The sequence below is a fragment of the Vibrio parahaemolyticus genome, assembly GCF_900460535.1.
Taxonomy (GTDB): Bacteria; Pseudomonadota; Gammaproteobacteria; order Enterobacterales; family Vibrionaceae; genus Vibrio; species Vibrio parahaemolyticus.
The window spans coordinates 787399-812560 of record NZ_UHIL01000002.1; the positions used below are offsets into that span (position 1 = coordinate 787399).

Below are 25162 nucleotides of genomic sequence, written 5' to 3' on the forward strand. Positions count from 1 at the left end.
AGAATAACAAAATCGCCAAATGTGAACTTAGTCATGTTGCGAGGTGATTGAATCTTGTAAGGAATTTTCTGGGTGTGACGACGCCAAGGGTTTTGTTTATTACGATATCTATCGATATGTTGTCTGCAATATGGTGATGACGGTTACAAAGTTACCTTGATGTGTGCACGTTGATAAATACAGATAATGCATAAAAACGGCTGTTGGTGAGTCGATTCTCAATTCGCTGAATGGCGTCATTTAACGGCGTTAAGCCAATTATCAACCGCGTACCTATTGAGCTCATTGTTCGTCAGTCGATGATCTCTAAGCTCCGTCAATGAGTCGCGTGGGCTTGAAAAATCATTAGAAATATTTTCCTCAAATGACAGGAATTATTGTTGTCGTTGTGACCAATCTCCGACTAAAATCCGCGCTGAATCTCTGTTTCATCTCAAACGAATCCCGAATTACTTTTTATAGACTGCCTCACAGTTCTCTGCGAGGCAGTTTTAGTTGTTGGAAAGGTTAAAAACATGCCTAAAAGCCAAAACATCAACCAACGAATGTCCATCGTGGCATTGGCTTGGCCGATTCTTGTCGAAATTTTGCTACGGACGGCTTTAGGAACCAGTGATGTGTTCATGCTGAGTGGCTACTCGGACAAAGCCGTATCCGCTGTTGGTGTGATCACGCAGATTACTTTTTTCTTAATCATCGTTTCGACGTTTGTCAGCAGCGGAACGGGGATTTTGATTGCCCAATACAATGGCGCAGGGCGCGAGCAAGAGTCTGTGAATGTCGGCGTAGCAAGTATTGCGCTGTCTGTCATCATCGGTGTGCTATTGAGTGTGATTGCCGTGCTTGGCGCGATATTCCTGCTCCCGTATTACGGTTTGGAGGCACAAGTCGAGCAATACGCACGTGAATATTTGCTGATCAGCGGAGCGATGACGTTCAACGTCACCATAGGCATAGTCTTTACGACCATTCTGCGTAGCCATGGCTATTCGCGCTCTCCAATGGTGGTGAACTTGATCTCGGGTGTGTTCAACATCATTGGTAACTATATTGCGCTTTACCAGCCATTCGGTTTACCTGTGTATGGTGTGCAAGGTGTAGCAATAGCAACCGTCGTCAGCCAAGTCATCGGTACGTTAATGTTATGGTTTATTCTCGCTCGCAGCAGCATTGAACTGCCGATGTCGACCATGAAACAAGTGCCCGCAGAGATTTACAAAAAGATCTTAAAAATCGGCGGTATGAACGCGGGTGAAGTGCTGTCTTACAACGTGGCGCAAATCTGCATTGTGTACTTTGTTGTGCAAATGGGGACGGCATCGTTGGCGGCTTTCACTTATGCACAAAACATTGCCCGTTTCTCGTTTGCTTTCGCGTTGGCAATTGGTCAGGCTGCGCAAATTCAGACTGGTTACTACATCGGCAAAGGTTGGGTGAGCAGCATTTTAAAACGCGTACAAATCTACTTCTTAGTGGGATTTGTGGCATCAACGGCGGCAACCACACTGATTTACCTGTTTAGAGAAGAGATTCTGCGCGTATTTACCGATCAACCAGAGATACTCGCATTGGCAGGTTCGTTAGTCATGGGCTCAATTTTGCTCGAAGCCGGACGTGTGTTTAACCTGATTTTTATCGCGGGGCTCAAAGGCGCGGGTGACATCAAGTTCCCAGTGCAAATGGGGATTTTGAGTATGTGGGGACTAGGCGTGCTTTTCTCTTACATCTTTGGCATCCACTTGGGTTATGGCGTTTTAGGGGCTTGGATGGCAATCGCACTCGATGAATGGGTACGTGGTATCATCATGGCAAGGCGTTGGCGCTCTCAGGTGTGGACCAAGTTTAAGGTGAGCTAACGGTTTTCGGTATCGCGCATCACGCTTATTCTGTTGTTAGAAACCAAAAAAGGCACTGTTAGTCAGTGCCTTTTTGTTATTTAAAATCTGGAAGACGTTAGAATTCGCACTCAGCTTTGAACACCATGCGCTCTTTGCTGTATGGATGATCCAGCTCTAGCATCTCAGCATGCAGGTGTAAGCGATTCGCTTTTTCGCCGTATAAACCATCACCAACCATTGGCATGTTTAATCCCATGTGATGAGCACTGTGTACACGTAGTTGGTGAGTTCGCCCGGTTTTCGGATACATGTATACCTTGCTGCGTCCATCTTTGACTTCAATCAGTTGCCAGTAGGTTTCTGCATGTTTCCCGTGTTCAAAACACACCAGTTGACGTGGGCGGTCGTCAGGGTCACCACGCATTGGCAGTGAAATTTCCCCTTCCGGCTCGTTCAATACGCCTTCGAGCAGTGCCATATAACGTTTTTGTACGCCGCGAGACATAAACTGTTTTTGCAGACTTTTGTTCGCGCGCTTAGTTAAGGCAAACACCAAAATGCCAGAGGTCGCCATGTCGAGGCGATGAATCACAAACGGCCCTTCCACATCAGGGAACATCGCTTGTAGGCGCGTATAAGCAGAGTCCTTGATAGTTTTACCTGGCACTGAAAGTAAGCCCGAGGGCTTGTTGACGACGACCATAGCGTCGTCTTGGTAGATTATCTCTAGCTCTTTGTCTTCTGCCCAATTCTCCGCCAATGGGTTGGGTTCGACGTCCAGCCCTTGCATCATATGGCCTAAAATCGGCTGACATTTGCTGTTGCACGATGGGTAGAATTTTTTGTGTTGGCGAACCTCAGACTTTGGCGACACACCCCACCAAAATTCTGCCAGCGCCAGCGGTTTGAATCCGTATTTAAACGCGTATTGGAGCAGTTTTGGCGCAGCACATTCCCCTGCACCTGCTGGTGGTATTGGGTTTGTGGTGTCCGCAAAAATGTCCACCAAGTCGCGTGCTTCGCCATGGCTGTTTAGAAAGCGGTACTGTTTATGCAGTTTGTGCTGTAAAGCGTTGGAGAGTGTTTTGCGCTGCTCTTTCAGATGAGCAAGTTGCAGCTCTAACTCGGCCAAGCGCGCTTCTTTGATTGCAAGCTTTTCATCCCACGCTTGCTTTAAGTATTTGAGAACGTTTTTCTCGGCGACACTTTGCTTACCCAACTCATCCAACAAGATTTTGAGATCATCGGCATTGAGCGTTTGCTCGCCCTGTTGGCGCTGTCGCTTGCGTGCTGCTCGGCCATCAATCATCACTTGGCGCTGTGTTTGCTCCTCTTGCTGATAAGCGGCTCGGTCGGCTTGGATTTGCGCTTTAAGATCCGCTAATTCCGGATTCGCGGCACAGGTTTTGTACTCCGCATTGGCGGCGTTGATGGCATCCGTTTCTGCGCGGAAGAAACCTTCATCGGTCAGCATGTCGTACACAGGAGGGACAAATCCTGGAATCAAGTTTTGGTCAGCAATTTTGCCAGAAAACGCACTTAAAAAGCCGAGATCGCCTTGAGAGCTTTCTACTAGTAATACGCCAAACATTTTGCCTCGCCCCGTTTCTTCATTAACCAAACCAAAATCGTGTTCGAAGTCGGTTTGCGCTAATAAGTCCTGTTGCAATTGCTTTGCAGCCATAACGCAAAGAGGATGCGGCGTGTAGTAGAACGGAAACGTAAACTGCGTTGGTAATTCATAGTCAGAAGTATCAGCAGTAAAACGAGTAAAACAATGTTCAGGCGAGTGCATGGTGGGTATCCGCGCGAGTAAAAAAATCGAGCGAGGATTGTACCTGTTTGAGTGAGGATTGCCATGTCGGTGTTGGCACTCGCTCTTGGATTAAGAACAAGAGCGAGTGGGGAAGCGCTTATTGCAGTTTTTGTAATGCAAGCTTCCACTGTGCCGGTTTGTCGTAGTAGGCCGAGTGCGGCAAGGTCAGGTACTCGCCATTTACTTCTGCAATCAGGGTTGGATAACCACCAACGTGTAACTGGCGCATCAACTGTCGGCTAGAGCGAATTCTTTCGTTTAGCTCGGCTTCGCTTAACGTCATGTTTTGCTCCCACGCATCGTTTGCTAAACCTAGCGATTCTGCAATGGCTTTGAGCGTCGATGCTTCATTTACTTTTAACCCGAGCTGATAATGCGCGGATTGAATGGCCTTTAGCATGTGCCATGGATTCAGCCCCATTTTCTCCGCACTCAAGATCGCTTGTGTGGGTAGATAAGAATCAAGAACAAACGCATCTTCGCTTTTCACGCGTTGCAGATATGCTTCACCAAACGTTGCTCCGGTTTCGGTTGCGATACGAGCGTCACGGTTGATGATGTGCTGACGAAATTCAGGCTCAATCGCGCGTTTCTCAATCATGCCGCCGGGATGAAGCTCCACCTTAAATTGAGAGGTGTCCATCAAGGCTTCGATGAGTGGTGATGCCCCGTAGCACCAACCACACATGGGATCGAAGAAGTAATGCACGGTTACCATGACATTTCACCAGTATGCACTTTCGCACCGATTTCTAGCGCGATTGGCAATTGAGCTTCTGGGTATTTCGCTGACATGGTGTCAATGAGTTGAACGCTGTTATTGCTGTGTTTTTTTGCTTGCTGAAAATCCTGCAAGTATTGTTGCGAGTAGCGAATGGTGTCTGCGTTCAGCTTTGTACCTGCTTTCATGTGACCAGGAATGACCACTTGAGGTTTAAGCGCAAGCATCTCGCTAAGTTGTTGCTCCCAAGCATTGATGGCGGTTTGGTCAGCGGCATCGGCCATCCACAAATGTACGTTTGAGTACACGGCTACGTTACCTAGAATAGCTTTGTTATCTGGAATCCATAGGTAAGGGCGGTGTGCTGATGTGCCATGGTTACCACGAATTTCAATCTTATGACCTTCTAGCTCCAATGATGCTTTGTCGTACGCGACAGGGATCACTGGTTTTACCGGTGCGTTTGCGCCAAGCTTTGGTCCCCAGTACGCCAGCTTTCCAGCCAATTTCTCTTGAATAATTTTTTGAACCGCAGGCGTTGCGATGATCTGCGCATCAGGGAACTGTTGGTGTAGGGCCTCTGCGCCAAAATAGTAGTCTGGGTCCGCTTGGCTGATAAAAATGGTTTTAAGCGTTTTGCCTGAGTCCAACACTTTAGCGGCAATGCGCATCGCATCAGCTTTGGTGAAGCCAGTGTCGATGACCATGGCGTCAGTCTCACCGTATACCAAGGTTGAGTTAACGTGGAAGCTGTTACCGTCGGCGTTGTAAACCTCAAGAGTAAGGGGAGAGTGGTTTGCCGCTAGGACAGGGCTTGCCATTAAAACGGATGCAGCAATCAAAGTGAATTTTTTCATAATAAGCTCCTAAAGAATTTGGGGCCAAGCGACGATGGCTTGGGAACGGGAGCTATATTAGGAAATTGATACGCTCGGAAAAATACACAATAATGTGCATCACTATTTCTTATTTCGAGCAAATGTATGGACAGAGTAACGGCAGCAAAAGTATTTGTGGATGTGGTGTATTCTGGCAGTTTTACTGCGACCGCAGAGCGGTTAGACATGTCTCGGCCAATGGTGACTCGTTATGTAGAGGCGATGGAGAACTGGCTGCAAACTCGTTTGTTGCACCGCACCACGCGCAAGGTGTCGCTCACCACCGCAGGGGAACGCAGCTTGCCTCAGATTGAGCGCTGGTTAAAACAGGCCGATACGTTGACGTCGAACATTGCCGTTGATGGTGAGCTGTCCGGAAAAATCCGTCTCGCGTCTAGCACTTCATTTGGATTCTCACAGTTGATCCCAGCAGTAAACAGTTTTATGCAAAAGCACCCCAAAGTGCATATCGACATAGATCTGCAAGATTCAGTGAGTGATCTAACCGAGCAACGTATCGATCTGGCAATCCGAATTGCGTCAGATCCCGATCCTTCTTTGATTGGTAAGCCGATTGCGGTGTGTGAATCGGTGCTGGTGGCATCGCCGCAATACTTGCAAACTCACCATGCGATAGCGCATCCGCGAGATTTATCTTCACACGACTGTTTGGGTTACAAAAACTTTGAGCGTCACGTGTGGCATTTGTCTCAGGGCGACCAGTTCGAATCGGTGGGAATTGAGTGTCGCCTAACCAGCAATGAGGCCACGGCGTTATTGCATGGCGCTTTGCAAGGCATGGGTATTTCGATGTTGCCAACCTATTTGAGCAATATCTATCTGCAATCGGGTCAGCTTGAGTCGGTGTTGCCGAATTGGAAGCCAAATGATCTCAACATTTACGCGCTGTATTCATCGCGTAAACACTTGTCTCCTGCGGTGAGAGCCTTCATCGATCACAGTGAAGATTACTTTAAACTGCACCCTTGGTAATCGCGAAAGGCGTCGTTATCCCGACTTGAGATTCATACAAGATCCTGTACCTTACATGGATATATTTTTCGCAGCGTCATTTAGAGTTTTAGTTAATGTCACAAGTTCGCATCAAATTTATTGCTTCCGATATGGATGGCACTTTGCTTGACCAATACGGTCGTTTGGATCCAGAGTTTTTCGACCTGTTTTTGCAACTGGAAGAGCAAGGCATTTTGTTCTCCGCTGCGTCTGGTCGTCAGTATTACAGTCTGCGAGACACGTTCGCGCCAATCAAAGATCGAGTGTTGTATGTGGCCGAAAACGGCACCTTGGTGATGTACCAAGACAAAGAGCTCTACAGTTGCACCATTCCTAAAGCGGAAGTGGCGGAGATTGTGAAAGCGGCTCGTGAAATTGACGGGGCGAACATCGTATTGTGTGGCAAGCGCTCTGCGTACATCGAAACGCATGATCAGCAATCACTGGAAGAGTTTCAAAAGTACTACCATCGCTGTGAAACGGTGGCGGATTTGCTTGAGATCGAAGACGAGTTCATCAAGGTAGCGATTTGTCACTTTGACGGTTCGGAAGAGCTCCTGTTCCCGACCATGAACGCGAAGTTTGGCGCAACGCATAAAGTTGTAGTGAGCGCAAAAATTTGGCTGGATGTGATGAATGCCAAGGCGTCTAAAGGCGCGGCCATTAAGCATCTTCAAGAGACGATGAATTTTACTCCGGCAGAAACCATGACGTTTGGTGATTACCTCAACGACCTCGAAATGCTGCAAGTCAGTGAGCATTCGTACGCGGTTGCCAACGCGCATGAAGAGATTAAGAAAATCGCTCGTTATTCTGCGCCAAGCAACCAAGAGGCTGGGGTACTCAAAGTGATTAAAGAGAAAGTGTTAACGAAGTAACGCCCTCCTTTCGATGTTACTTTCTTCTTAACGTAAAAAGCCCCGCAGTGCATGCGGGGCTTTGTTTTTTTTGTGTGTGGTGGGAGGGGTAGTAGTGTTCCCGTTTTTTAGCGCACGTAGTTGGCAGTTGCGCTGACTAAAAAGTGCTGCAACTTTCCATCCGATTTTGGTACCCACAAGTCGTTGTGGTACTGGTAGATACGGCCATTGACGGTCACAGACAAGGTGTTATCACCCGTTTGTTCCATGCGAATAAACTGATCCGAAGTGACCAAAAACGGCTCTTGCTCTTCAATGCTCTGACCTGTTGCCAATACGAAGTAACCGAATCGGTTACCAGCATCCGGATCGGTTGAGTAGATTCGATGCCCAACGAGGCTGTAGTTGTCGTTGAGCGCCTGCTCAAGCGTTTTTTGCCCGATGGTTTCGTGCGATGGGATAAATACCCAAGCCAACACACCTGCCGCAATGACTGCCAGCAGAAGCAGTACTTGCATGAACTTTCTCATCATAAATACCGTTTAACGTTGAAATTTCATTTTGTACATGCGCTTATCCGCTATGCTGATAAGAAAGTCAACATTATCGCTGTCACTTGGGTAGTGCGCGACGCCAATACTGGTCGACAGTGACGATACGTTGTTTGCGTTCAGAACCGGAGTATCAAACACGGAATGGATGTGTTTTTTCGCCTCCTCTGCATCGACGTCTGAGGACTCAATTACGACAGCAAACTCGTCTCCACCCATCCGATAGGTACTGAAGCTATCAATATTCATGTCTTTCAATCGCTTGGCAATTTCGCACAACACCGTATCACCAGCTTGGTGGCCGTATGTGTCATTCACGTTTTTGAACCCGTTTAGATCCAACAGACACAAAGAAAAAGCCGTTCGGTTGCGGGTGTTATTTCTCAACGTGACAAACAGAGCATTTCGGTTGCCAAGGCCAGTAAGGGGGTCACTCAACGCCAGCTTACGATGGAAGTGCGATTCTCTGTAGAAGAAGTAAGTCAGCGACAAAATCGACAAGACGAAAGTGGCAAACAGCATGTATTGCGCTTTCATCAATCGTTGGCTTTCATCTTTTTGTGTCTCGTACACTTGGCTGGTTAAGCGAAAGTTCTGGTTCACAAACTCCACCAAGTTTAAATACAGCGTTTGAGTGGCGCGATAAAACTGAGCTGCCGCTTGGCTGTCGCCGGTTTTGGCTTCCACCAACAGTGGTTCTAACTCTTTAAACTCATTAAACAGTTGCAAAAAATATTGCTGAATGTGATTGCGAGAAAAAAAGGTGTAGACGTCTTTACTATTTATTAATAAATCAAAACGGCTCCAAGCAAGCTCATACTGAAGTTCTGCACCTTCTATTTTTAAAACATTTTCGTCCAGTCGACGTGCTTCACTGACGAGCTCAGAAAGTTCTTTCGATAACTGGAATAAAAACCATGTCGCTTGTTTTTGCTCATCAGTAAAACTTTGCGCTAAGACCCGAGTTTGTTGGAGCAATATGACATTTGCGAGCAATAAAGAAGTAGCAAAAACCAAAAGGAGCATTTTGCTGGTCGTCGAATAATTTTTTTGTTTAATTGGGTAAGCTTCTGATAACTTCATTATTTTTGTTTTATTTTCATCTCATTAACTTGCCACACCATTTGGGCATGATATTCATTGTGATCCAATTCAGGATATTGACTAAGAGGGTATATCACCCAGTAAGGGCCTTTATTTCTCACTTTGATGTAATGATGATCTTGCTGGTACGCCAAAATTGGCTGATAACGAACAATATCTTTGCGAGATAAGGTCGAGTGATAGTTGTTTAAACTGCCGATATCGACTTGCTCTGGGATGCTTCCATAAACATGAGTTAGCAGCGTGCTGAGCTTTACACCAAGAAACTCTGAAGATTGTTGAATCCAAGGTAAATCAGTGGTGTAGCTGGTGGTTGGGAGAGATTGAAGCTCTTCCAGTTTAAGTGTGACGCTAGGTTGCTGAGGACTACTAAAAGTAATGGAATTGGCAGAAAGGAATGGTGCGAACAGCAGCAAACTGAGTGATACAATTTTTTTCATCATACGCCCTTTTGTTTTTTATTCTTTTTACCGAGCTAGAACAAAAAGTTGCTAGCGATAAATTATTTATGATTTTAATGACAAAGCCAACCGTATGAGATTTTATAATATGTTATGTTTGAAAAGTAACTGTAGGTTTACTTCACGTCAAGGTTCTTTAGTGACTTCTTAATTAAAAGGTCATTAAAAAGAAATTATTATCGAGTTATATGACGATTTAACGTCATTTAGCCGAATTTCAATGAAAATCCATACCATTCTCACTTAATGAACTCTCGCTCAGAATTAACATTGAATTTAAGATTTAAATAATGAGCTCAACATGTTTGGTGTACGTTGGATTTTATTGGAATAATTGCACTTATTTATTAAATACGTCATACAATAAAGCCACCTAATTTGGTGGCTTTATTTTTATATATCATCAAGTTATTTTCATTGTTATTTACGCAAATAAATATTTTGCGTGAAAGTTTAAATGATTGTCTATAAAGCTCGATATAAAGTAATAACTGTGGTCGTAGCCAGATTGCATTCTCAGATTCAATTCTGAACCGTGTTGTTTTGCTGCGGCTAATAAGACTTCCGGTTTGAGTTGCTCACTCAAGAAACCGTCCGCATCGCCTTGATCAACCAAAATTGGTAAGGGTGATTTTTCTTTCTTCAAAAGCTCACTTGCATCGTATTGCTTCCAACTTTCGATATCAGTGCCCAAGTATGCGGTGAATGCTTTTTGTCCCCACGGACACTGCATTGGGTTGCTGATTGGGCTAAATGCTGAAATCGAGCGGTATAGTGTCGGATTCTTAAGGCCAATGGTGAGCGCACCGTGTCCGCCCATGCTGTGGCCAGAGATTGATTTCACATCCGATACTGGGAAGTTGGCTTCGATGATGGCTGGCAGCTCTTGCGTGACGTAGTCGTACATATGGTAATGCAGTGACCACGGTGCTTGAGTGGCGTTGAGGTAAAAGCCTGCGCCTTGGCCTAAGTCGTAACTTGCATCATCGGCAACGCCTTCACCACGCGGGCTGGTGTCCGGAGCAATGATGGCAATCCCAAGTTCTGCCGCCATACGAAATGCGCCGGCTTTCTGCATAAAGTTTTCATCGGTGCAGGTTAAGCCCGACAACCAGTATAAAGCGGGTACTGGGTTGGATTTGGTTGCATTCGGCGGCAAGAAAATCGCAAAACGCATGGTGCAGTTCAACGCTTTAGAATCGTGCGTATATTGTTTGTGCCAACCGCCAAACACTTTGGTTTGGCTTACATTTTCAATGGTCATGGATAAACTCTCTAACAACAGAATGAATTCAGGCTCCCCTTACGGAGAGCCTGAGTCAGCATTACTTATCCATATGGATAACGGTACGGATGCTCTTACCTTCGTGCATCAGATCAAATGCTTTGTTTACGTCTTCCAAGCCCATCGTGTGAGTAATGAACTCTTGTAAGCCAAACTCACCTGCCATGTAGCGGTTTACGATTTCTGGAAGCTCTGAGCGACCTTTCACGCCACCGAACGCACTGCCGCGCCATACACGACCCGTAACCAGCTGGAATGGACGAGTTGAGATCTCTTGACCCGCACCCGCAACACCGATGATCACTGACTCACCCCAACCTTTGTGACAGCACTCAAGCGCTTGACGCATTACGTTGACGTTACCGATACATTCGAATGAGTAATCCACACCACCATCCGTCATTTCAACAATCACTTCTTGAATTGGTTTGTCGAATTTTTGTGGGTTGATGACGTCTGTAGCACCAAGTTGTTTAGCTAGGTCGAATTTGCTTTCGTTGATGTCGATACCGATGATGCGGCTTGCACCTGCCATGCGCGCACCGATGATCGCTGAAAGACCGATGCCGCCCAGACCAAAGATCGCAACCGTGTCGCCTTTTTCAACTTTTGCAGTGTTCAGAACCGCGCCCATACCAGTCGTTACGCCACAACCTAGTAGACACACTTCTTCAAGAGGCGCTTGCTTGTTCACTTTGGCTAATGAAATTTCAGGCAGCACTGTGTACTCAGAGAAAGTAGAACAACCCATGTAGTGGAAGATGGTTTCACCGTTGATAGAAAAACGGCTTGTACCATCTGGCATCAGACCTTTACCTTGTGTTTCACGAACGGCCTGGCAAAGGTTGGTTTTGCCCGATTTACAGAACTTACACTCGCCACATTCTGCGGTGTAAAGAGGAATCACGTGGTCGCCAACCTCAACGCTGGTAACACCTTCGCCAACCATTTCAACAATACCGCCGCCTTCGTGACCAAGAATTGAAGGGAAGATGCCTTCTGGATCGTCGCCTGATAGAGTGAACGCATCAGTATGACAAACACCTGTCGCGACGATGCGCACTAGCACTTCACCCGCTTTAGGAAGCTGTACATCCACTTCTTCCATTTTCAGTGGCTCGCCAGCCGCCCACGCAACCATTGCCTTGGATTTGATGTGAGTTTGACCAGGTTTGATTTCAAGAGTCATTGGATTTTCCTTTATATTCTCAGTATATGGAGTGACGTAATAAGCGTAGTTAAGGTTTGCTTCTTGCGCTGCGTCGTTTTGTTGGTGTCCATTCTAGGTGTTTCAATAAAAATGATAATCCGTCCATTTTGAAAATGATTTTTACATATACGTAATAATGTTAAGGTGAGTGGACAACAAGAGTGTGATGCCTCCTCAAAACAGAAGGGAAAACGGAAAAGGCGATTGACCTGAGGCTAGGTAGAGGGACTAGAGTAGAAAACAATCAACCCATCAGATAAGTAAGAGTGATTATGAATAAGACGGATCTGAACGCCTATTTAACCAAGCTCGGTTTGCCGAGTGAGTTACCCGCCGATTTGGAGTCATTGCACAAGATTCACGTAGCGCAGCACCGTTGCCTGCCGTTTGAGAACTTTGATATTTCGTTGCAGCGTGGCATCTCTGTTGAGATTGAAGACATCATTCAAAAAACCGTGTATCACTCCCGTGGTGGCTACTGCTTTGAACTGAATGGCTTAATGCTCGATGTGCTCAAGACCCTCGGGTTTGAAGCGCGCAGCTTACTTGGGCGTGTTCACGTGATGGGGACGCCGACAGGTCGCAGCCATCAAATCACGTTGGTGACGCTGGATGAACAAGCATGGATTGTCGATGTAGGCTTTGGCTCCAATACGCCGCGCGCGCCATTGCCGTTTATCCTCAACCAAGTGATTCAGACGGATTTACAAACCTTCCGCTTTGTTGAAGATGCCCAGTTTGGTTACTTCCTTCAAGTGTTGTCAACGGACGGAACGGACACGTGGAACAACCTTTATAGCTTCGATTTAGAGTTTGTGTTTGCAGGTGACATCGCGTGTGGCAACTTTTTTACCTCCACTTCTCCCAACTCGCGTTTTACCAGCGCAAGAGTCGCGGCGAAAGCAACAGAAAGTGGGTTGGTGACATTGCTTAACTACACACTCAAATACACCAGCCAAGGTGAGCAGACAGAATTAGAGTTAGAGCCGGGCCAAGCCTATCTGGATGCATTGAAAGAATATTTCGGCATTGAGCTTGATGCGCAGTACGGCGATCTTCGTCCGTTGCCTGACGCGTAAAATTCTCCCGTTTTCAAAGCGTAGCGCGACGAGAACATTTTCATCACTATTTGTCTAAAAGAGGTCGACAGGAATACAGCATGGCGAATTGGGAAGGGGTCAGCGAATTTGTTGCTGTGGCGGAAACCAACAGTTTTACCGGAGCAGCAGCTAAGCTGAAAACATCGGTGGCACAAATCAGTCGTCGGGTATCGGCACTTGAAGAACGACTGGCGGTGAAATTGCTGCATCGCACGACGCGAAAAGTCTCCCTGTCTGAAGCCGGACAACTCTATTACCAGCAGTGTAAACATTTGGTGGAAGGGTTAGAACTGGCCGAGCTTGCCGTAACGCAAATGCAAACCGAACCGCGCGGTTTGCTGCGCGTGACGGCTCCTGTGACGTATGGGGAAATGAACCTCGCGCCGCTTTTGCATCAGTTTTTGGAAAAGTACCCGCGTGTGGATCTTGATTTAGTGCTGACCAACCAAAAGCTGGATTTGATTGAGCAAGGTGTGGACGTGGCGATTCGTCTTGGCCGCTTGCAAGATTCCAGCATGATCGCCAAGCGTCTTTCCTCACGTCAAACCTACGTGTGTGCCAGTCCGATGTACTTGGAGCGTTTTGGTGAGCCACATACGTTGTCGGAATTGGGACGGCATCAGTGCTTGGTTGGCTCGGTCGACTATTGGCACTTTAAGGAAAATAAACGCGATAAATCTTTACGCGTGTCGGGACGGATTAAATGCAACAGCGGTTTTGCTTTGGTGGACGCAGCGAAACGCGGGCTTGGTTTAGTGCAGCTGCCGGATTACTACGTTCAAGAAGCGTTAGACAGTGGTGAGTTAGTCGAAGTTCTGACCGATTACCGCGACGAGCGCGAAGGCATTTGGGCGCTGTATCCGCAAAGTCGCAATTTGTCGCCAAAAGTGAGGTTATTGATCGACTTTTTGGCGCAAGAGTTGGCGTGATCAGCGCATCAACTGACGCAACGTGACATCCGGAAGCGCGGTCAGTTTTTTACTTTGCACCAAGAACAATTCCGCGCACGCCAAGGCATCACTGGCGGCAGAGTGCGATAAGTACCCCGGCAGGTGATAATAGCGGCGCAAATCGTCCAACTGATAACTGCTGTGCGCGCCGCTTTTCCCTGCATAGCTAAACTGCTTTTCGATTTGCAGAGTGTCGATAAAATACGCGGGGAAATCCTCTACTTGGTAGCGAGAGGAAAAATAAGCGTGAATGAAGGCTTTTTCAATGCAGCATCCGTGGGCGAGCACCACTTTTCCTGTGATGCGTTCCAACAACCGATTCATACCTTCATCCAATGGCAGTCCTTTGGCGAGATCTTGCGGAGTTAAGCCATTAATTTGCGCTGTTTCTGGTTTGATGAATTGTCCATGACAAATGTACCACTCTTTGGAGCTGGCGATATCAATGCCGTCCAGCGTTAGGTCAACCACGCCAATCGATAAGATTTTATCACCTTGCGCGTCCACGCCTGTGGTTTCAAAGTCCAACGCAACAAAACTCAAATCCTTCAAGGTCGTTGAGTCATCCACCAAAGGCCGTTGAAGATAGTCTTTCAGCACCATTGGCCAATCGTCAATAACGTGAATGGCTTGGCGTTTTTGCTCAGGAGAGAGCGGCGTTTCCCACCGCTTAAACCAACGTTTAATCATGGTTACGCCCCTTTCACAAACTTCAGTTTCGCGACATCTTGCAGCTCACTGATGATCTTAAATGCATCCTTTAAGTGCTTGCGCTCAAAGCTACTGAAATCATCGGGTGCGATGTGGTTGTCAGGTGTGGTGCCTGCCAGAATCGCATTGAGTTGATGACGGAAACGTACCTGAGTAATAAAGCGATACGCGCCAATGATGTTTTCAACACTGTCTTTCGACAATGTGCCGTGCTGGGCTGCGTAGCGAAAACGCTCTTCTGTGCCAGTTAACGAGCCGCCAGCGGCAAGACTGAAAATACGCGCCAGATCGATGATCAGATTCAAGGCGTACTTTTTGATGTTTAACGTGTTGCTGTTTTCCCCACCTTTTTCCAACACCAAATTGTTGAAAATGCCAAGTGGCGGCTGAGTGTCAATCGCATCGCGCACCAAAGCCGGAATAAAGCTCGGGCTCTTTTGAATACAATCATGCAAGTGTTGTTGGATTTGGTCGACAAACTCGCGGTTGCCGTGAATGGCACGCACTTCAAGGAATACGCTAATGCTCAATAATTTGTTGTATTCTGGGCTAGCCACCCATTTCTGATAGTACTCTTTCCAACGACGAATTGGCTGACACCACTTTGGTGATGCTGCCATGTACTTGCCGTCACAAAGCGGATAGCCGCACGCCGCCAAACCATTACACACCCGCATGGCAAGGTGAGTGAAGTACAGTTTATGTTCTTCGGTGGCGTCATCGGAAAGCACAATCGCACTGTCTTGGTCCGACAGCATGTGCACTTCGTTACGGGCGTGAGAGCCTGCAACCAACCACGCGTAATCACACGGCGGTGGGCCCAACAGTTCTTCATTGAGCTGGATGATGCGGCGCGTGAAAGCGTCCATGATCATCGACATCACTCGACCCTGAATTTCCGCACTCACACCGCTTTCCACCAACGCTTGGAAAATGGTTTGACGTTCTTCTTTCAACGCCGCCAGCGCGTTGAGTGAACTCGCGTATTTGATTTTCTCAATTAAGAACAAAGACTGCGTGCGGTGGTTATGCACTAAATGTGTTGTCGTTAGAAGTCCTTTCACTTGCTTGCCATGTACCACGGGCAAACAGCGAATGTTGTATTGCAGCATCAAGGAAATGGCTTGAATCACTTTAGCATCGTCCTCGATCAACACGGGGTTTGGCGTCATCACGTCGGCAATGGGTTGATTGGTATCCATGTCTTGCGCGACGACCGATTTCGTCATATCTCGGTCGGTGACTAAGCCAATAATTTCGCCTTCTTTCATCACAACGGCACAGGAGCTGCGTTGTTTGCCGCACATGGTTTGCGCCACACTGCGGATAGAGTCGTTCACATCGACAATCGCAATGTTTTCGCTGGCGATCTCGCCAACAGTACGAAAGAACAGCCCTTTTTCTTCTTTCCGACAAACGTACTTCACCGCAGAACTCAAGCGCACATTGGCTTGGGCGGCAAAATAGTCGGCAAATTCTGGGTGTTCTTCGCTGACCAGTTTTAGCTCAGAATGGGGGATCAAATAGAGCAATGAATCTTCAATCGCTTCCGCTTGGTAACCATCTTCGGCATTTTCGAGTGGGTCGAGGAAAGTAAAACCAAATTGGTCATCTTGCCCAAGGCGAGCACGCAGTTCGCCATTAGGCGTGCGCTGTTCAATGGCGCCGGTTCGGATAATGTAGAGGTAACGTTGATCGCACAAGGCGCAAAAACCGATGGTTTCGCCCCTCACGAGGTACTTGACCTTGACGGAGTTCGCGATGCTTTCAACCACAGGTTCTGGCAGTTTATCAAAGGGGTCAATTTTGATTAAAAAGTCGAAGATGTTTGGAGTGACGGATGTGCCCATGGTTTACCTCTAAAATGAACCGGTGTTTCAACATTGTTCTAAGTGGCAAAAAAAGCAGCCTCGCGGCTGCCTCTTGTTTCTGATTATGCCGGGTAATCGTGGTAACCCAATTGCTCAGAAATGTTTTTACCTGCTTGATGCAGTAAGCCGACGTAATATTCCATTCTCTCTTCATCGAAACGGATGGTTGGGAATGAGATAGACAAGCCAGCAATGATTTGACCAAAGCGGTCATAAATCGGCGCAGCGATACAACGAAGACCTGGTTCTTGCTCTTCGTTATCTTCTGCATAGTGGAAATCGCGCACTTTCGCCAATTCTTCTAGCACTTGATCGGTGTTTTCCAATGTTTTTTCTGTGTGCTTAATGAACTCGACATCGCTCAATACGTCACGAACGAAGCTTTCATCGCGCTCAGAAAGTAGCACTTTACCAATCGCAGTACTGTAGAGCGGATTGCGACGACCGATGCGCGATTGCATGCGTAGGTTGTAGCCAGAGTCGATTTTGTGGATGTAAATGATGGCATTTTCATCCAGCGCACCAAGGTGTAAGGCTTCGTTGGTTTGTTCTGAAATGTGGCGCATTTCTTTGTCGGCCAGTTCGATCAGATCGACGTACTCAAGCGATTTTGCGCCTAACTCGAACAGCTTAAGTGTTAGAGAGTACTTATCCGCTTCGCCTTCTTGAGACACGTAACCGAGCGATTTCATGGTTTGCAGAAAACGGTAAGTAGTCGCTTTCGACATCATTAGACGTTGTGAAAGCTCTGAAACGCCGATGGCTTTCTGTTCACCAAGTGCTTGAAGAATATGAAAAACCTTAAGTACTGACGAAACCGCTTCAGGCTGAGTCGACTTTTCCATTGTTGCCCCTTTCATTCTTAGTTTTCTGCATTATATCGCTGAAAAATTTAAGAACCAGTATTTTTAAAATGCCTTTTCAAAAATTTGAAACCGCGCAATTAAAGAATCCAGAAAAATAAGATCGCAATCAATATTTTTAAAACGCCTTTTCAAAAAAAATTGCAAACAGTTTCTTTTTGGGTCAGGATGAATGCATACAAAGTGACATGGCCAAGACGCCAAATCACGACATTACCTACTATTGAGGAAAACGACATGATTCTTGATTCATTTAACCTTGAGGGAAAAGTGGCCATTGTTACTGGTTGTGACACTGGTCTTGGTCAAGGTATGGCGCTTGGTCTAGCAAAAGCGGGCTGTGACATTGTTGGCGTAAACATCAGCGAACCAACAGAAACGATTGAGAAAGTAGAGGCTGAAGGCCGTAAGTTCGTCGATATCCGCGCTAACTTAATGAAACTAGACGACATCCCAACTATCGTTGACCGCGCAGTAACCGAACTTGGTCGCATTGATATCCTAGTGAACAACGCGGGCATCATTCGTCGTAACGACGCCATCGAGTTTTCTGAGCAAGATTGGGATGACGTAATGAACATCAACGTGAAGTCTGTGTTCTTTATGTCTCAAGCGGTTGCAAAACAGTTCATCGCGCAAGGTGAAGGCGGCAAGATCATCAACATCGCATCAATGCTTTCTTTCCAAGGCGGTATTCGCGTGCCTTCTTACACTGCGTCTAAAAGTGGCGTAATGGGTGTGACTCGCCTAATGGCAAACGAATGGGCAAGCCACGGCATCAACGTAAACGCGATTGCTCCGGGTTACATGGCAACCAACAACACGGCGGCATTGCGTGCCGATGAACAGCGCAACAAAGAAATCGTAGACCGTATTCCTGCTGCTCGTTGGGGTACGCCAGAAGATCTAGCTGGCCCTTGTGTATTCCTAGCGTCTAAAGCTGCGGATTACATCAACGGCTACACCATCGCAGTAGATGGTGGCTGGCTAGCGCGCTAATCGAGTTGCGAGAAGGTGATGGTGGATACCACGATATTAGCGCAAGCTTTAGGGTTTATTAGTTTTGGTTTGGGATTCTCCGTCTTCTACCAGAAGAATGACAGGTACCTAAAAATCTTGATGCTGATTTTTAACCTCAATCATCTTCTCCACTTTTTATTGCTGGGTTCGATGGTCTCTGCGCTGAGCGCTTTGCTGTCGGCGCTCAGAACGACCACGGCGATTTTTGTCTCGTCGAAACGAGTTGCTGCTGTCTTTATTGTGATCAGTTTAGTCAGTGGCTTTTGGGTAGCAGAGCAATGGCGTGATTTATGGCCGATTATCGGGACGGTGATTGGTACATACTCGGTGTTCTGCTTGTCAGGGATCAGGATGCGCATTGGCTTTTTGCTCGGCGCGTCTTGCTGGCTAACCAATAATATTCTGGTGGGTTCCATTGGTGGAACGCTGTTAGAAATGACCGTGATCGTGATGAATTTATTGACGATTTATCGCTTACATCGTCAGCAATCAGAATCCATGATTAATCAATCAAGTTATTAGGTGAACCATGTTCGTATTTAACCAAGACATTCCGATGGAAGATCTCGGCGAGGGGATTTCACGCAAAGTACTGGCACACAGCGACAACATGATGTCGGTAGAAGTGCACTTTGAAGAAGGTGCAATTGGTGCGATGCACTCACACCCGCACGAGCAGCTGACTTACGTGCTTTCTGGTGAGTTTGAATTCACCATCGGTGATGAGAAAAAAATCGTCAAAACGGGCGATACTATGTACAAAGAGCCAAACATTGAGCATGGCTGCGTTTGTCTGAAAGCGGGTGTACTTATCGATACTTTCACCCCAATGCGCAAAGATTTTGTTTAAGAATTGAAATTTGAATGCGGAGTTTCCGCAGGAGTAACACATGAAAATTGCACTAATGATGGAAAACAGCCAAGCAGCGAAAAACGCAATGGTGGCTGGTGAGCTTAACTCTGTAGCAGGTGGCCTTGGTCACGATGTTTTCAATGTTGGTATGACGGATGAAAACGACCATCACCTAACTTACATTCACCTAGGTATCATGGCGAGCATTCTGCTGAACTCAAAAGCTGTGGACTTCGTGGTAACTGGTTGTGGTACTGGCCAAGGTGCATTGATGTCTTGCAACCTACACCCTGGCGTTGTTTGTGGTTACTGCCTAGAGCCATCAGACGCGTTCCTGTTCAACCAAATCAATAACGGCAATGCGATTTCTCTAGCATTTGCGAAAGGTTTTGGTTGGGCGGGTGAATTGAACGTTCGTTACATCTTCGAAAAAGCGTTCACAGGCAAACGCGGCGAAGGTTACCCAATTGAGCGTGCAGCACCTCAGCAAGCGAACGCGGCTATCCTAAACAACGTGAAATCAGCGGTAGCAAAAGACGTGGTTGAAGGTCTACGTGCTATCGACCAAGAGCTAGTGAAAACTGCAGTAGGCAGCACGCAATTCCAAGAGTGTTTCTTCGCGCACTGCCAAGTACCTGAAATTGCAGAATATGTGAAGTCGCTACTAGACTAAGCACTCATTTTATCGGGAAATAGGTTAAGGCCAGCCATTGTGCTGGCTTTTTTTGTTTTTAAGCCGGAGAGAATGCCATGCACGTTGCGCCGATTACTTCACTACAGACTTGGTTTCCTGAGCATCTCGTTTTGCCTTTGTGGTCTGAGCCTCAAATCCCCTCCCATCTGGTGCAAAGTTATCAAGAAAGAAATCCGAACGAGTTGTTACCAGATCGCGCAGTGTTTGAGATCACGCATCCCGAAATGGTCGTGTTTGAACCAGAGCAATCCAACGGGATTGGTATTTTATTGATGCCCGGTGGCGGTTATCAGCGAGTCTCGGTGGATAAAGAAGGGGCGGACAGCGCACGCGTGTTGAACCAAGCAGGTTTTACCGTGTTTGTGATGACCTATCGCATGCCAAATGAAGGGCATGAATTTGGAGCTTGGACGCCACTGGCGGACGCGCAGCGAGCAATGCGTTTGGTGCGTCAGTTGCCTTTGGCGTCTCATTTATCATCGATTGGTGTGTTAGGTTTCTCGGCTGGCGGACACGTTGCAGCGAGCTTAGCGACGAGTCACGCATTGGATATTTATCCTCTTCAAGATGAGGCGGACCGTGTATCTGCCAAGCCCGATTTTTGCGCTTTGATGTACCCGGTGATCAGTATGAACACCGACATTGCGCACATGGGCTCGCGTGCCGAGTTACTGGCTAATTTGGAACGTGAATCTGACCTTCTCCGATTCTCGCTAGAAAAACAGGTGACGTCAGACATGCCGCCTTGTTTTCTTTTACATGCCAGTGATGATACTGCCGTGAGCGTGGAAAACAGCATCGTGTTTTGGCAAGCACTTCGCCAGCACGAAATCGCGACCGAAATGCACTTGTTTGAGCAAGGTAAACACGGTTTTGGTATTCGCGATGCGCAAGGTTTGCCTGTCGCGGCGTGGCCGCAATTGCTCTCTGCATGGCTACAAAATCTGACCGAGAAAGCACGCAGATAGATCAAGCTCACGAAATAAATGAACCGTTGTTTTATTTTTATTGTTAACTGGTTTTGTAATTGCAATAATGGCGACATCAAATACTGAGGAGACTTCCCATGAACCCAATCAGTCGTGTCGCCATCATCGGCGAATGTATGGTGGAGCTTAAAAAACATGACGGCGTGCTACAGCAAGGTTTTGGCGGTGATACGCTCAATACCGCGGTGTATCTTTCTCGTCTAACCAAACAACACGGGGTCGAAACTTCGTATGTGACGGGATTAGGACATGATCCGTTTAGTCGTGAAATGCTAACGGCATGGCGTGAAGAGGGGATCAATACGGACATGGTCTATCTTTCTGAAGATAAGTTGCCAGGCATTTACGCGATTGAAACCGCCGAAGATGGCGAGCGTAGCTTCTTTTACTGGCGTAATGATGCGGCGGCAAAATACTGGTTGCGTGAGCGAGCATTGTTGTCGTTGGTGAAAGATCTTTGTCAGCATCAAATGATCTACCTGAGTGGCATTAGCTTGGCGATCATCTCGGACGATTGTCGTCAGATGTTGATTGAGCTGCTAACAATGTGCCGTAAAGAAGGTGTGAAAATCGCATTCGATAACAACTTCCGCCCTAAGCTCTGGCCTAACATCGAGCAAGCTCGTGATTTTTACTCAAAGATCCTCAGCGTCACCGACATGGCATTTTTGACCTTCGATGACGAGGTCATGCTGTGGGGAGATAAGCACGAAGATGAAGCGATCAGCCGTACGAAAAACTTTGGTGTGAAAGAGATCATCGTGAAACGTGGCGCGGACGACTGTTTTGTTGTAACACAAGATCAACAACATACCGTTGCGGCCTTGAAGGTCGATGCTGTGGTGGATACTACGGCGGCGGGTGATTCTTTTAGTGCGGGTTATCTTGCAAAACGAATTTTAGGCGGAGACGTTGCTGAGTCTGCGCTTGCTGGGCACAAAGTGGCTGGCACGGTTATTCAACATCGCGGCGCGATCATTCCAAGCCAAGCGATGCCAACTATTTAAGGAACGATGAAATGAAAGATCTGAACCAACAACTTTCAGAAATTAAAGTAGTCCCTGTTATCGCGATCAAAGACGCAGGTAAGGCAGTGAAACTGGCACAGGTGCTGATTGAAAATGGCCTGCCATGTGCTGAAGTGACGTTCCGTACTGAGGATGCCGCTTTAGCGATCAAAAACATGCGCGAAGCGTACCCAGAGATGTTGATTGGCGCGGGAACTGTGCTGACAAGCGCGCAAGTGGATGAAGCGATTGATGCGGGCGTGGACTTTATTGTGAGCCCAGGTTTCAACCCAACTACAGTGAAATACTGCCAACAGCGTAACGTGACCATCGTCCCTGGTGTCAACAATCCAAGCTTGGTTGAACAAGCAATGGAAATGGGTCTGCGTACGCTGAAGTTTTTCCCAGCAGAACCGTCAGGCGGCGTCGCGATGCTAAAAGCATTGTCTGCGGTTTACCCTGTAAAATTCATGCCAACCGGTGGCGTGAGCCCAAGTAATGTTAAAGATTACTTGTCTATTTCTTCAGTCTTAGCGTGTGGTGGTACTTGGATGGTACCCGGCGATTTGATTGACAACGAGCAATGGGATGAACTGGCGAAGCTGGTTCGTGAAGTTGCGGGAATTATCGAATAATTCCTCACCCCGGTTAGCGCCGAGAACTATCGTAGATAGTCGAACGATCTTTTGAGCAATTTGCCAACGCCTGCGGCTCCACCGTAGGCGTTTTTTTATGTGCAGTTTTGGCGAGTTAAAAGCCAGCTTTCCACTAGGCGCGACACAAAACAACGCGCCCAACACGGTTTACTTACCCATTTACTTACTTAGTTTTTTGTTTCTGCCAAGCACGTTTAGAGTGCTGGGTAGGTTGTAGTAGGAACAAGCTAAACAGCAACACGATGCAGCCAATTGCGACAAAGATGGATTGAGAAGAGCCCGCTAACACGACGCCGGCAAGAATCAGTAACATGCCCGCCAATGCTGTGATGGAGCCGACATAAAGTCCTTGCTTATGATTGATAGGGGACTGCTCCTCGTCGCTGATCGGTGTGGCTAGTTGAATCGCAAGTGCAGTGCGACTTTGCTGGATTGATGGTGACTCTTTGGCATAAAAGACCCGAGTAGACAGGAAGAAGCCTCCCGTCACCAGTAAATGAACGGCAAGCGTTGCGACCACGGACAGGTCTTTGCTTTCTCTTGGCGTTAATGGCAAGGAAGAGAACCACTGTGCATCAAAGATAAACATCATAAAGAGCGATACTGCGCATCCGACCATAACGGTGGCCCACCCCGACCAGTTTGGTGTTTTCAAACTGACAAGCGCAAGCAGAGATGGGATGTTGATTGGCATCTGAATGAACGCCGCGAACACAATCATCATGTCGAACAAGCTGTACGACTCAACAGACGACAGCAGCAAAGCTGTGACCGTGGCTAATATGCCAGATACTATCGTCGCAATTTTTCCAACCATCAACTGCTGACGACTGGTAGCATTTGGGTTGAACCACACTTGGTAGAGGCTTTTGACCACAATGCCAGCGTTGCGGTTGTGTGCTGATGAAAGCGGCGCAATGGTCGCGGCCACCAATGCCACCATCACCAATCCGAGTAAACCTTGAGGCATGTAATGTTGGATGTAGTAAAGATAAGCGGCGTTGTTCGCACTCTGCTCTAGTGCAGGATAGATCGCCAGTAAATCGATGTTTTGCGCTGCCACGAACCACGCTGGCATAAACCACAGTACAGGGGCAAAAACAAACAGCACACCAGCAACGAATGCGGCCTTGGTGGCGTCTTTATCGTTGGCGGTGGTCAGAAAGCGATAGCAGCTCAAGGTGTGGTTATTACTCATGGTTTGTTGCAGCAGCATGGCGATCGCCCACATCACAAACAGAGACGGCATCCTGATCTGTTCACCATAAATTGGCGTGGTGTACGCAAACACTTCGCTTGGTGAGTCAAAGCGTTGCAGTGCGGTATAGCCGATCACTAGAGTAATGGCGATCAGCAAAATTAATTGAATCACATTCGTCACAGACACTGTCCACGCGCCGCCACTCACGGCGATCAAAGTGACGATCACCCCCATAGCGAGAATGGTGGTCGACATCTCAATGGCAAAAACGGCAGAGAAAAAAGACGCCAATCCGTTTATCCAAATAGCACAGGCGATCAAAGTCAGCGGAAAGCTTAACCATGTGAATAGCTGTTCTGATGTGTGGCCAAACCGCACTCGAATCACTTCCATGGCGGTTTCTACGCGTAACCTTCGATAGCGACGCGCAAAAAATGCTGCCGCGACGAAAAATCCCAACGCATTTCCCCAAAAGATAAACATCACGCTGATGCCATCTTCATACGCTTTGGCTGCGGCACCCGTAAACGTCCACGCTGAAAATTGCGTCATGAATGCAGTCGCGCCAGCCATCCACCACATCATGGCTCCTCCACCTTGAAGGAAGTCGTTCGACGAGGTGGAAAAGCGGCGAAATAGCCACGCAGCGATCCCAATAAAGAGCAGATAGATCATTACGATCATCGAATCCAATAAAGTCATGTGTCATAGCTCACGAAAAAATTAAAACACCGTTTTAAAGATCACAAAAATACCGATAAGAACTTTATCAGTACGTAATAATGAATATATTAAAACAAGATTTATTATAAAATAAAATGGTGTTTCAAAATGAAAGTTAGATACCTTACTTCTGCACTCTTACTTGCAATGACTTCTGGTTTAGCGGCTGCCGCATCGGTGGATATTCGTCATGAATATGTGCCTGATCGTGATGGTGACGAACATCGAGATCGTATTTACGTTTCTCACCGTTTCGACAACCAAATCGGTTTTAGCGTGGAAGCAAAATGGAACTACAAAGATGGTCACATGGGCAATGCAGGCCATGAAACTGGCGTGAGCTACCGTTGGAAAGCGACCGACAATTTCTCTCTAACGCCGGGCATTAACATTGATGCCAGCCCATCGGGTGCGTCAGTGTTCAAGTACAACTTGACTGGCGCGTACAAAATCAATGACGAGTGGGATGTCGCTGCGCGTATTCGTCATGGGTACAAAAACACAGACGACTCGCGTTATAACCAGCTCAACCTTTACGCAAACCGTAAGTTTGAATGGGGCAAGCTTGGCGTAGAAGCGGAGTACAAAGATATTCATGGCGGTGAAGGTGGCTGGAAAGACAAAGGTCATGATCAGCTGATCGACTTTAAAGGCGAATACACCAAGTTAGAAAGTGGCGTGATTCCATTCTTCGCTATCGCGGCTATCACGCACAAGGGTGACGGCTCAGAGTTTAAAGATGAATATGTTCCTCGTTTCCGTGTCGGTTTGAAATACAACTTCTAACAA

General features: G+C 47.2%; 25 protein-coding genes. 13 read left to right on the forward strand and 12 right to left on the reverse strand.

The features are described from left to right. Positions 1-515: 515 nt before the first annotated feature. The gene (locus DYB02_RS20490; RefSeq protein WP_015312755.1) at positions 516-1856 is read left to right on the forward strand and encodes an MATE family efflux transporter; all 1341 of its coding nucleotides are present in this window, start codon (positions 516-518) and stop codon (positions 1854-1856) included. A 97-nt stretch (positions 1857-1953) separates the two neighbouring features. On the opposite strand, the gene DYB02_RS20495 is transcribed toward DYB02_RS20490, so the two are convergent. The 3 genes from DYB02_RS20495 to DYB02_RS20505 all read right to left on the reverse strand — a co-directional run bounded on the left by DYB02_RS20495 (position 1954) and on the right by DYB02_RS20505 (position 5232). Then, entirely contained in the window at positions 1954-3633 is a 1680-nt protein-coding gene (locus DYB02_RS20495) for an RluA family pseudouridine synthase (protein ID WP_029804031.1), read from the reverse strand. Between the two features lie 118 nt (positions 3634-3751). Continuing rightward, positions 3752-4372, reverse strand: a complete 621-nt coding sequence (locus tag DYB02_RS20500; protein ID WP_029804029.1) for a DsbA family protein — start codon at positions 4370-4372, stop codon at positions 3752-3754. Then, positions 4366-5232, reverse strand: coding sequence for an MBL fold metallo-hydrolase (locus tag DYB02_RS20505; protein WP_021450395.1), 867 nt, complete (start codon positions 5230-5232; stop codon positions 4366-4368). Before DYB02_RS20505 ends, DYB02_RS20500 begins: the two co-directional genes overlap by 7 nt. 126 nt (positions 5233-5358) lie before the next feature. On the opposite strand from DYB02_RS20505, the gene DYB02_RS20510 reads away from it, so the two are divergent. Together DYB02_RS20510 and DYB02_RS20515 are read left to right on the forward strand one after the other, a co-directional pair. Further along, positions 5359-6246: a LysR family transcriptional regulator gene (locus DYB02_RS20510; protein WP_020841638.1), complete on the forward strand. Its 888-nt coding sequence runs from the start codon at positions 5359-5361 to the stop codon at positions 6244-6246. Positions 6247-6341: 95 nt separating this feature from the next. Then, the gene (locus DYB02_RS20515; protein WP_025634365.1) at positions 6342-7145 is read left to right on the forward strand and encodes a Cof-type HAD-IIB family hydrolase; all 804 of its coding nucleotides are present in this window, start codon (positions 6342-6344) and stop codon (positions 7143-7145) included. Positions 7146-7252: 107 nt separating this feature from the next. Here the strand turns inward: DYB02_RS20515 and DYB02_RS20520 are convergent, their stop codons facing one another. From DYB02_RS20520 to DYB02_RS20540, 5 genes are all read right to left on the reverse strand, one after another. Beyond that, positions 7253-7657 carry a hypothetical protein gene (locus tag DYB02_RS20520; RefSeq protein ID WP_031817187.1) on the reverse strand — a complete coding sequence of 135 codons (405 nt, stop codon included), beginning with the start codon at positions 7655-7657 and terminating at the stop codon, positions 7253-7255. Between the two features lie 9 nt (positions 7658-7666). Next, positions 7667-8758 (reverse strand): GGDEF domain-containing protein, encoded by a 1092-nt coding sequence (locus DYB02_RS20525; protein ID WP_005464959.1) that lies wholly within the window; start codon positions 8756-8758, stop codon positions 7667-7669. Next, a complete protein-coding gene (locus DYB02_RS20530; RefSeq protein ID WP_005482833.1) occupies positions 8758-9219 on the reverse strand; it encodes a putative pterin-binding protein in 462 nt (153 codons plus the stop codon). The genes DYB02_RS20525 and DYB02_RS20530 overlap by 1 nt, the downstream gene beginning before the upstream one ends. 445 nt (positions 9220-9664) lie before the next feature. Continuing rightward, complete coding sequence (fghA, locus tag DYB02_RS20535) at positions 9665-10504, reverse strand: S-formylglutathione hydrolase (protein WP_005464966.1); 840 nt, start codon at positions 10502-10504, stop codon at positions 9665-9667. Positions 10505-10565: 61 nt separating this feature from the next. Further along, on the reverse strand, positions 10566-11714 hold the full coding sequence (locus DYB02_RS20540; RefSeq protein ID WP_005464962.1) for an S-(hydroxymethyl)glutathione dehydrogenase/class III alcohol dehydrogenase: 1149 nt from the start codon (positions 11712-11714) through the stop codon (positions 10566-10568). 293 nt (positions 11715-12007) lie between these two features. Here DYB02_RS20540 and DYB02_RS20545 point away from each other — a divergent pair, with 293 nt between their 5' ends. Together DYB02_RS20545 and DYB02_RS20550 are read left to right on the forward strand one after the other, a co-directional pair. Then, positions 12008-12814, forward strand: coding sequence for an arylamine N-acetyltransferase family protein (locus DYB02_RS20545; protein WP_005464979.1), 807 nt, complete (start codon positions 12008-12010; stop codon positions 12812-12814). A gap of 80 nt (positions 12815-12894) precedes the next feature. Further along, entirely contained in the window at positions 12895-13764 is an 870-nt protein-coding gene (locus DYB02_RS20550) for a LysR family transcriptional regulator (RefSeq protein ID WP_029804025.1), read from the forward strand. Here DYB02_RS20550 and DYB02_RS20555 read toward each other — a convergent pair whose 3' ends face one another. The 3 genes from DYB02_RS20555 to kdgR all read right to left on the reverse strand — a co-directional run bounded on the left by DYB02_RS20555 (position 13765) and on the right by kdgR (position 17212). Then, the gene (locus tag DYB02_RS20555) at positions 13765-14475 is read right to left on the reverse strand and encodes a 3'-5' exonuclease (RefSeq protein ID WP_005487087.1); all 711 of its coding nucleotides are present in this window, start codon (positions 14473-14475) and stop codon (positions 13765-13767) included. A 2-nt stretch (positions 14476-14477) separates the two neighbouring features. Further along, positions 14478-16346, reverse strand: a complete 1869-nt coding sequence (locus tag DYB02_RS20560; RefSeq protein WP_029845775.1) for a DUF294 nucleotidyltransferase-like domain-containing protein — start codon at positions 16344-16346, stop codon at positions 14478-14480. 83 nt (positions 16347-16429) lie between these two features. Beyond that, a complete protein-coding gene (kdgR, locus tag DYB02_RS20565; protein WP_005460804.1) occupies positions 16430-17212 on the reverse strand; it encodes a DNA-binding transcriptional regulator KdgR in 783 nt (260 codons plus the stop codon). A 255-nt stretch (positions 17213-17467) separates the two neighbouring features. Here kdgR and kduD point away from each other — a divergent pair, with 255 nt between their 5' ends. The 7 genes from kduD to DYB02_RS20600 all read left to right on the forward strand — a co-directional run bounded on the left by kduD (position 17468) and on the right by DYB02_RS20600 (position 22428). Further along, positions 17468-18229, forward strand: a complete 762-nt coding sequence (gene kduD, locus DYB02_RS20570; RefSeq protein WP_005482916.1) for a 2-dehydro-3-deoxy-D-gluconate 5-dehydrogenase KduD — start codon at positions 17468-17470, stop codon at positions 18227-18229. A gap of 18 nt (positions 18230-18247) precedes the next feature. After that, entirely contained in the window at positions 18248-18772 is a 525-nt protein-coding gene (locus tag DYB02_RS20575) for a YgjV family protein (RefSeq protein ID WP_029804022.1), read from the forward strand. Positions 18773-18779: 7 nt separating this feature from the next. Next, entirely contained in the window at positions 18780-19100 is a 321-nt protein-coding gene (locus tag DYB02_RS20580) for a cupin domain-containing protein (protein ID WP_005467181.1), read from the forward strand. Positions 19101-19140: 40 nt separating this feature from the next. Next, positions 19141-19776, forward strand: coding sequence for an RpiB/LacA/LacB family sugar-phosphate isomerase (locus DYB02_RS20585; RefSeq protein WP_005460779.1), 636 nt, complete (start codon positions 19141-19143; stop codon positions 19774-19776). A 77-nt stretch (positions 19777-19853) separates the two neighbouring features. Continuing rightward, on the forward strand, positions 19854-20765 hold the full coding sequence (locus DYB02_RS20590) for an alpha/beta hydrolase (RefSeq protein ID WP_021821221.1): 912 nt from the start codon (positions 19854-19856) through the stop codon (positions 20763-20765). 98 nt (positions 20766-20863) lie between these two features. After that, positions 20864-21793, forward strand: coding sequence for a 2-dehydro-3-deoxygluconokinase (gene kdgK, locus DYB02_RS20595; protein ID WP_005482884.1), 930 nt, complete (start codon positions 20864-20866; stop codon positions 21791-21793). A gap of 11 nt (positions 21794-21804) precedes the next feature. After that, on the forward strand, positions 21805-22428 hold the full coding sequence (locus tag DYB02_RS20600) for a bifunctional 4-hydroxy-2-oxoglutarate aldolase/2-dehydro-3-deoxy-phosphogluconate aldolase (protein ID WP_005460834.1): 624 nt from the start codon (positions 21805-21807) through the stop codon (positions 22426-22428). A 184-nt stretch (positions 22429-22612) separates the two neighbouring features. On the opposite strand, the gene DYB02_RS20605 is transcribed toward DYB02_RS20600, so the two are convergent. Continuing rightward, a complete protein-coding gene (locus tag DYB02_RS20605) occupies positions 22613-24352 on the reverse strand; it encodes a sodium:solute symporter family transporter (protein ID WP_029804021.1) in 1740 nt (579 codons plus the stop codon). A gap of 129 nt (positions 24353-24481) precedes the next feature. Here DYB02_RS20605 and DYB02_RS20610 point away from each other — a divergent pair, with 129 nt between their 5' ends. Further along, the gene (locus DYB02_RS20610; RefSeq protein WP_005482845.1) at positions 24482-25159 is read left to right on the forward strand and encodes an oligogalacturonate-specific porin KdgM family protein; all 678 of its coding nucleotides are present in this window, start codon (positions 24482-24484) and stop codon (positions 25157-25159) included. The last annotated feature ends 3 nt before the right edge of the window (positions 25160-25162 follow it).

Bases quoted from the DNA above. Each gene is read 5' to 3' on its own strand.
- kduD (WP_005482916.1), top strand. From the start codon at position 17,468: ATGATTCTTGATTCATTTAACCTTGAGGGAAAAGTGGCCATTGTTACT.
- DYB02_RS20560 (WP_029845775.1), bottom strand. From the start codon at position 16,346: ATGGGCACATCCGTCACTCCAAACATCTTCGACTTTTTAATCAAAATT.
- DYB02_RS20525 (WP_005464959.1), bottom strand. From the start codon at position 8,758: ATGAAGTTATCAGAAGCTTACCCAATTAAACAAAAAAATTATTCGACG.
- DYB02_RS20580 (WP_005467181.1), top strand. From the start codon at position 18,780: ATGTTCGTATTTAACCAAGACATTCCGATGGAAGATCTCGGCGAGGGG.
- DYB02_RS20490 (WP_015312755.1), top strand. From the start codon at position 516: ATGCCTAAAAGCCAAAACATCAACCAACGAATGTCCATCGTGGCATTG.
- DYB02_RS20545 (WP_005464979.1), top strand. From the start codon at position 12,008: ATGAATAAGACGGATCTGAACGCCTATTTAACCAAGCTCGGTTTGCCG.
- DYB02_RS20555 (WP_005487087.1), bottom strand. From the start codon at position 14,475: ATGATTAAACGTTGGTTTAAGCGGTGGGAAACGCCGCTCTCTCCTGAG.
- DYB02_RS20605 (WP_029804021.1), bottom strand. From the start codon at position 24,352: ATGACTTTATTGGATTCGATGATCGTAATGATCTATCTGCTCTTTATT.
- DYB02_RS20610 (WP_005482845.1), top strand. From the start codon at position 24,482: ATGAAAGTTAGATACCTTACTTCTGCACTCTTACTTGCAATGACTTCT.
- DYB02_RS20505 (WP_021450395.1), bottom strand. From the start codon at position 5,232: ATGAAAAAATTCACTTTGATTGCTGCATCCGTTTTAATGGCAAGCCCT.
- DYB02_RS20540 (WP_005464962.1), bottom strand. From the start codon at position 11,714: ATGACTCTTGAAATCAAACCTGGTCAAACTCACATCAAATCCAAGGCA.
- DYB02_RS20590 (WP_021821221.1), top strand. From the start codon at position 19,854: ATGCACGTTGCGCCGATTACTTCACTACAGACTTGGTTTCCTGAGCAT.
- DYB02_RS20515 (WP_025634365.1), top strand. From the start codon at position 6,342: ATGTCACAAGTTCGCATCAAATTTATTGCTTCCGATATGGATGGCACT.
- DYB02_RS20575 (WP_029804022.1), top strand. From the start codon at position 18,248: ATGGTGGATACCACGATATTAGCGCAAGCTTTAGGGTTTATTAGTTTT.
- DYB02_RS20550 (WP_029804025.1), top strand. From the start codon at position 12,895: ATGGCGAATTGGGAAGGGGTCAGCGAATTTGTTGCTGTGGCGGAAACC.
- kdgK (WP_005482884.1), top strand. From the start codon at position 20,864: ATGAACCCAATCAGTCGTGTCGCCATCATCGGCGAATGTATGGTGGAG.
- DYB02_RS20510 (WP_020841638.1), top strand. From the start codon at position 5,359: ATGGACAGAGTAACGGCAGCAAAAGTATTTGTGGATGTGGTGTATTCT.
- DYB02_RS20520 (WP_031817187.1), bottom strand. From the start codon at position 7,657: ATGATGAGAAAGTTCATGCAAGTACTGCTTCTGCTGGCAGTCATTGCG.
- kdgR (WP_005460804.1), bottom strand. From the start codon at position 17,212: ATGGAAAAGTCGACTCAGCCTGAAGCGGTTTCGTCAGTACTTAAGGTT.
- DYB02_RS20585 (WP_005460779.1), top strand. From the start codon at position 19,141: ATGAAAATTGCACTAATGATGGAAAACAGCCAAGCAGCGAAAAACGCA.
- DYB02_RS20530 (WP_005482833.1), bottom strand. From the start codon at position 9,219: ATGAAAAAAATTGTATCACTCAGTTTGCTGCTGTTCGCACCATTCCTT.
- fghA (WP_005464966.1), bottom strand. From the start codon at position 10,504: ATGACCATTGAAAATGTAAGCCAAACCAAAGTGTTTGGCGGTTGGCAC.
- DYB02_RS20495 (WP_029804031.1), bottom strand. From the start codon at position 3,633: ATGCACTCGCCTGAACATTGTTTTACTCGTTTTACTGCTGATACTTCT.
- DYB02_RS20500 (WP_029804029.1), bottom strand. From the start codon at position 4,372: ATGGTAACCGTGCATTACTTCTTCGATCCCATGTGTGGTTGGTGCTAC.
- DYB02_RS20600 (WP_005460834.1), top strand. From the start codon at position 21,805: ATGAAAGATCTGAACCAACAACTTTCAGAAATTAAAGTAGTCCCTGTT.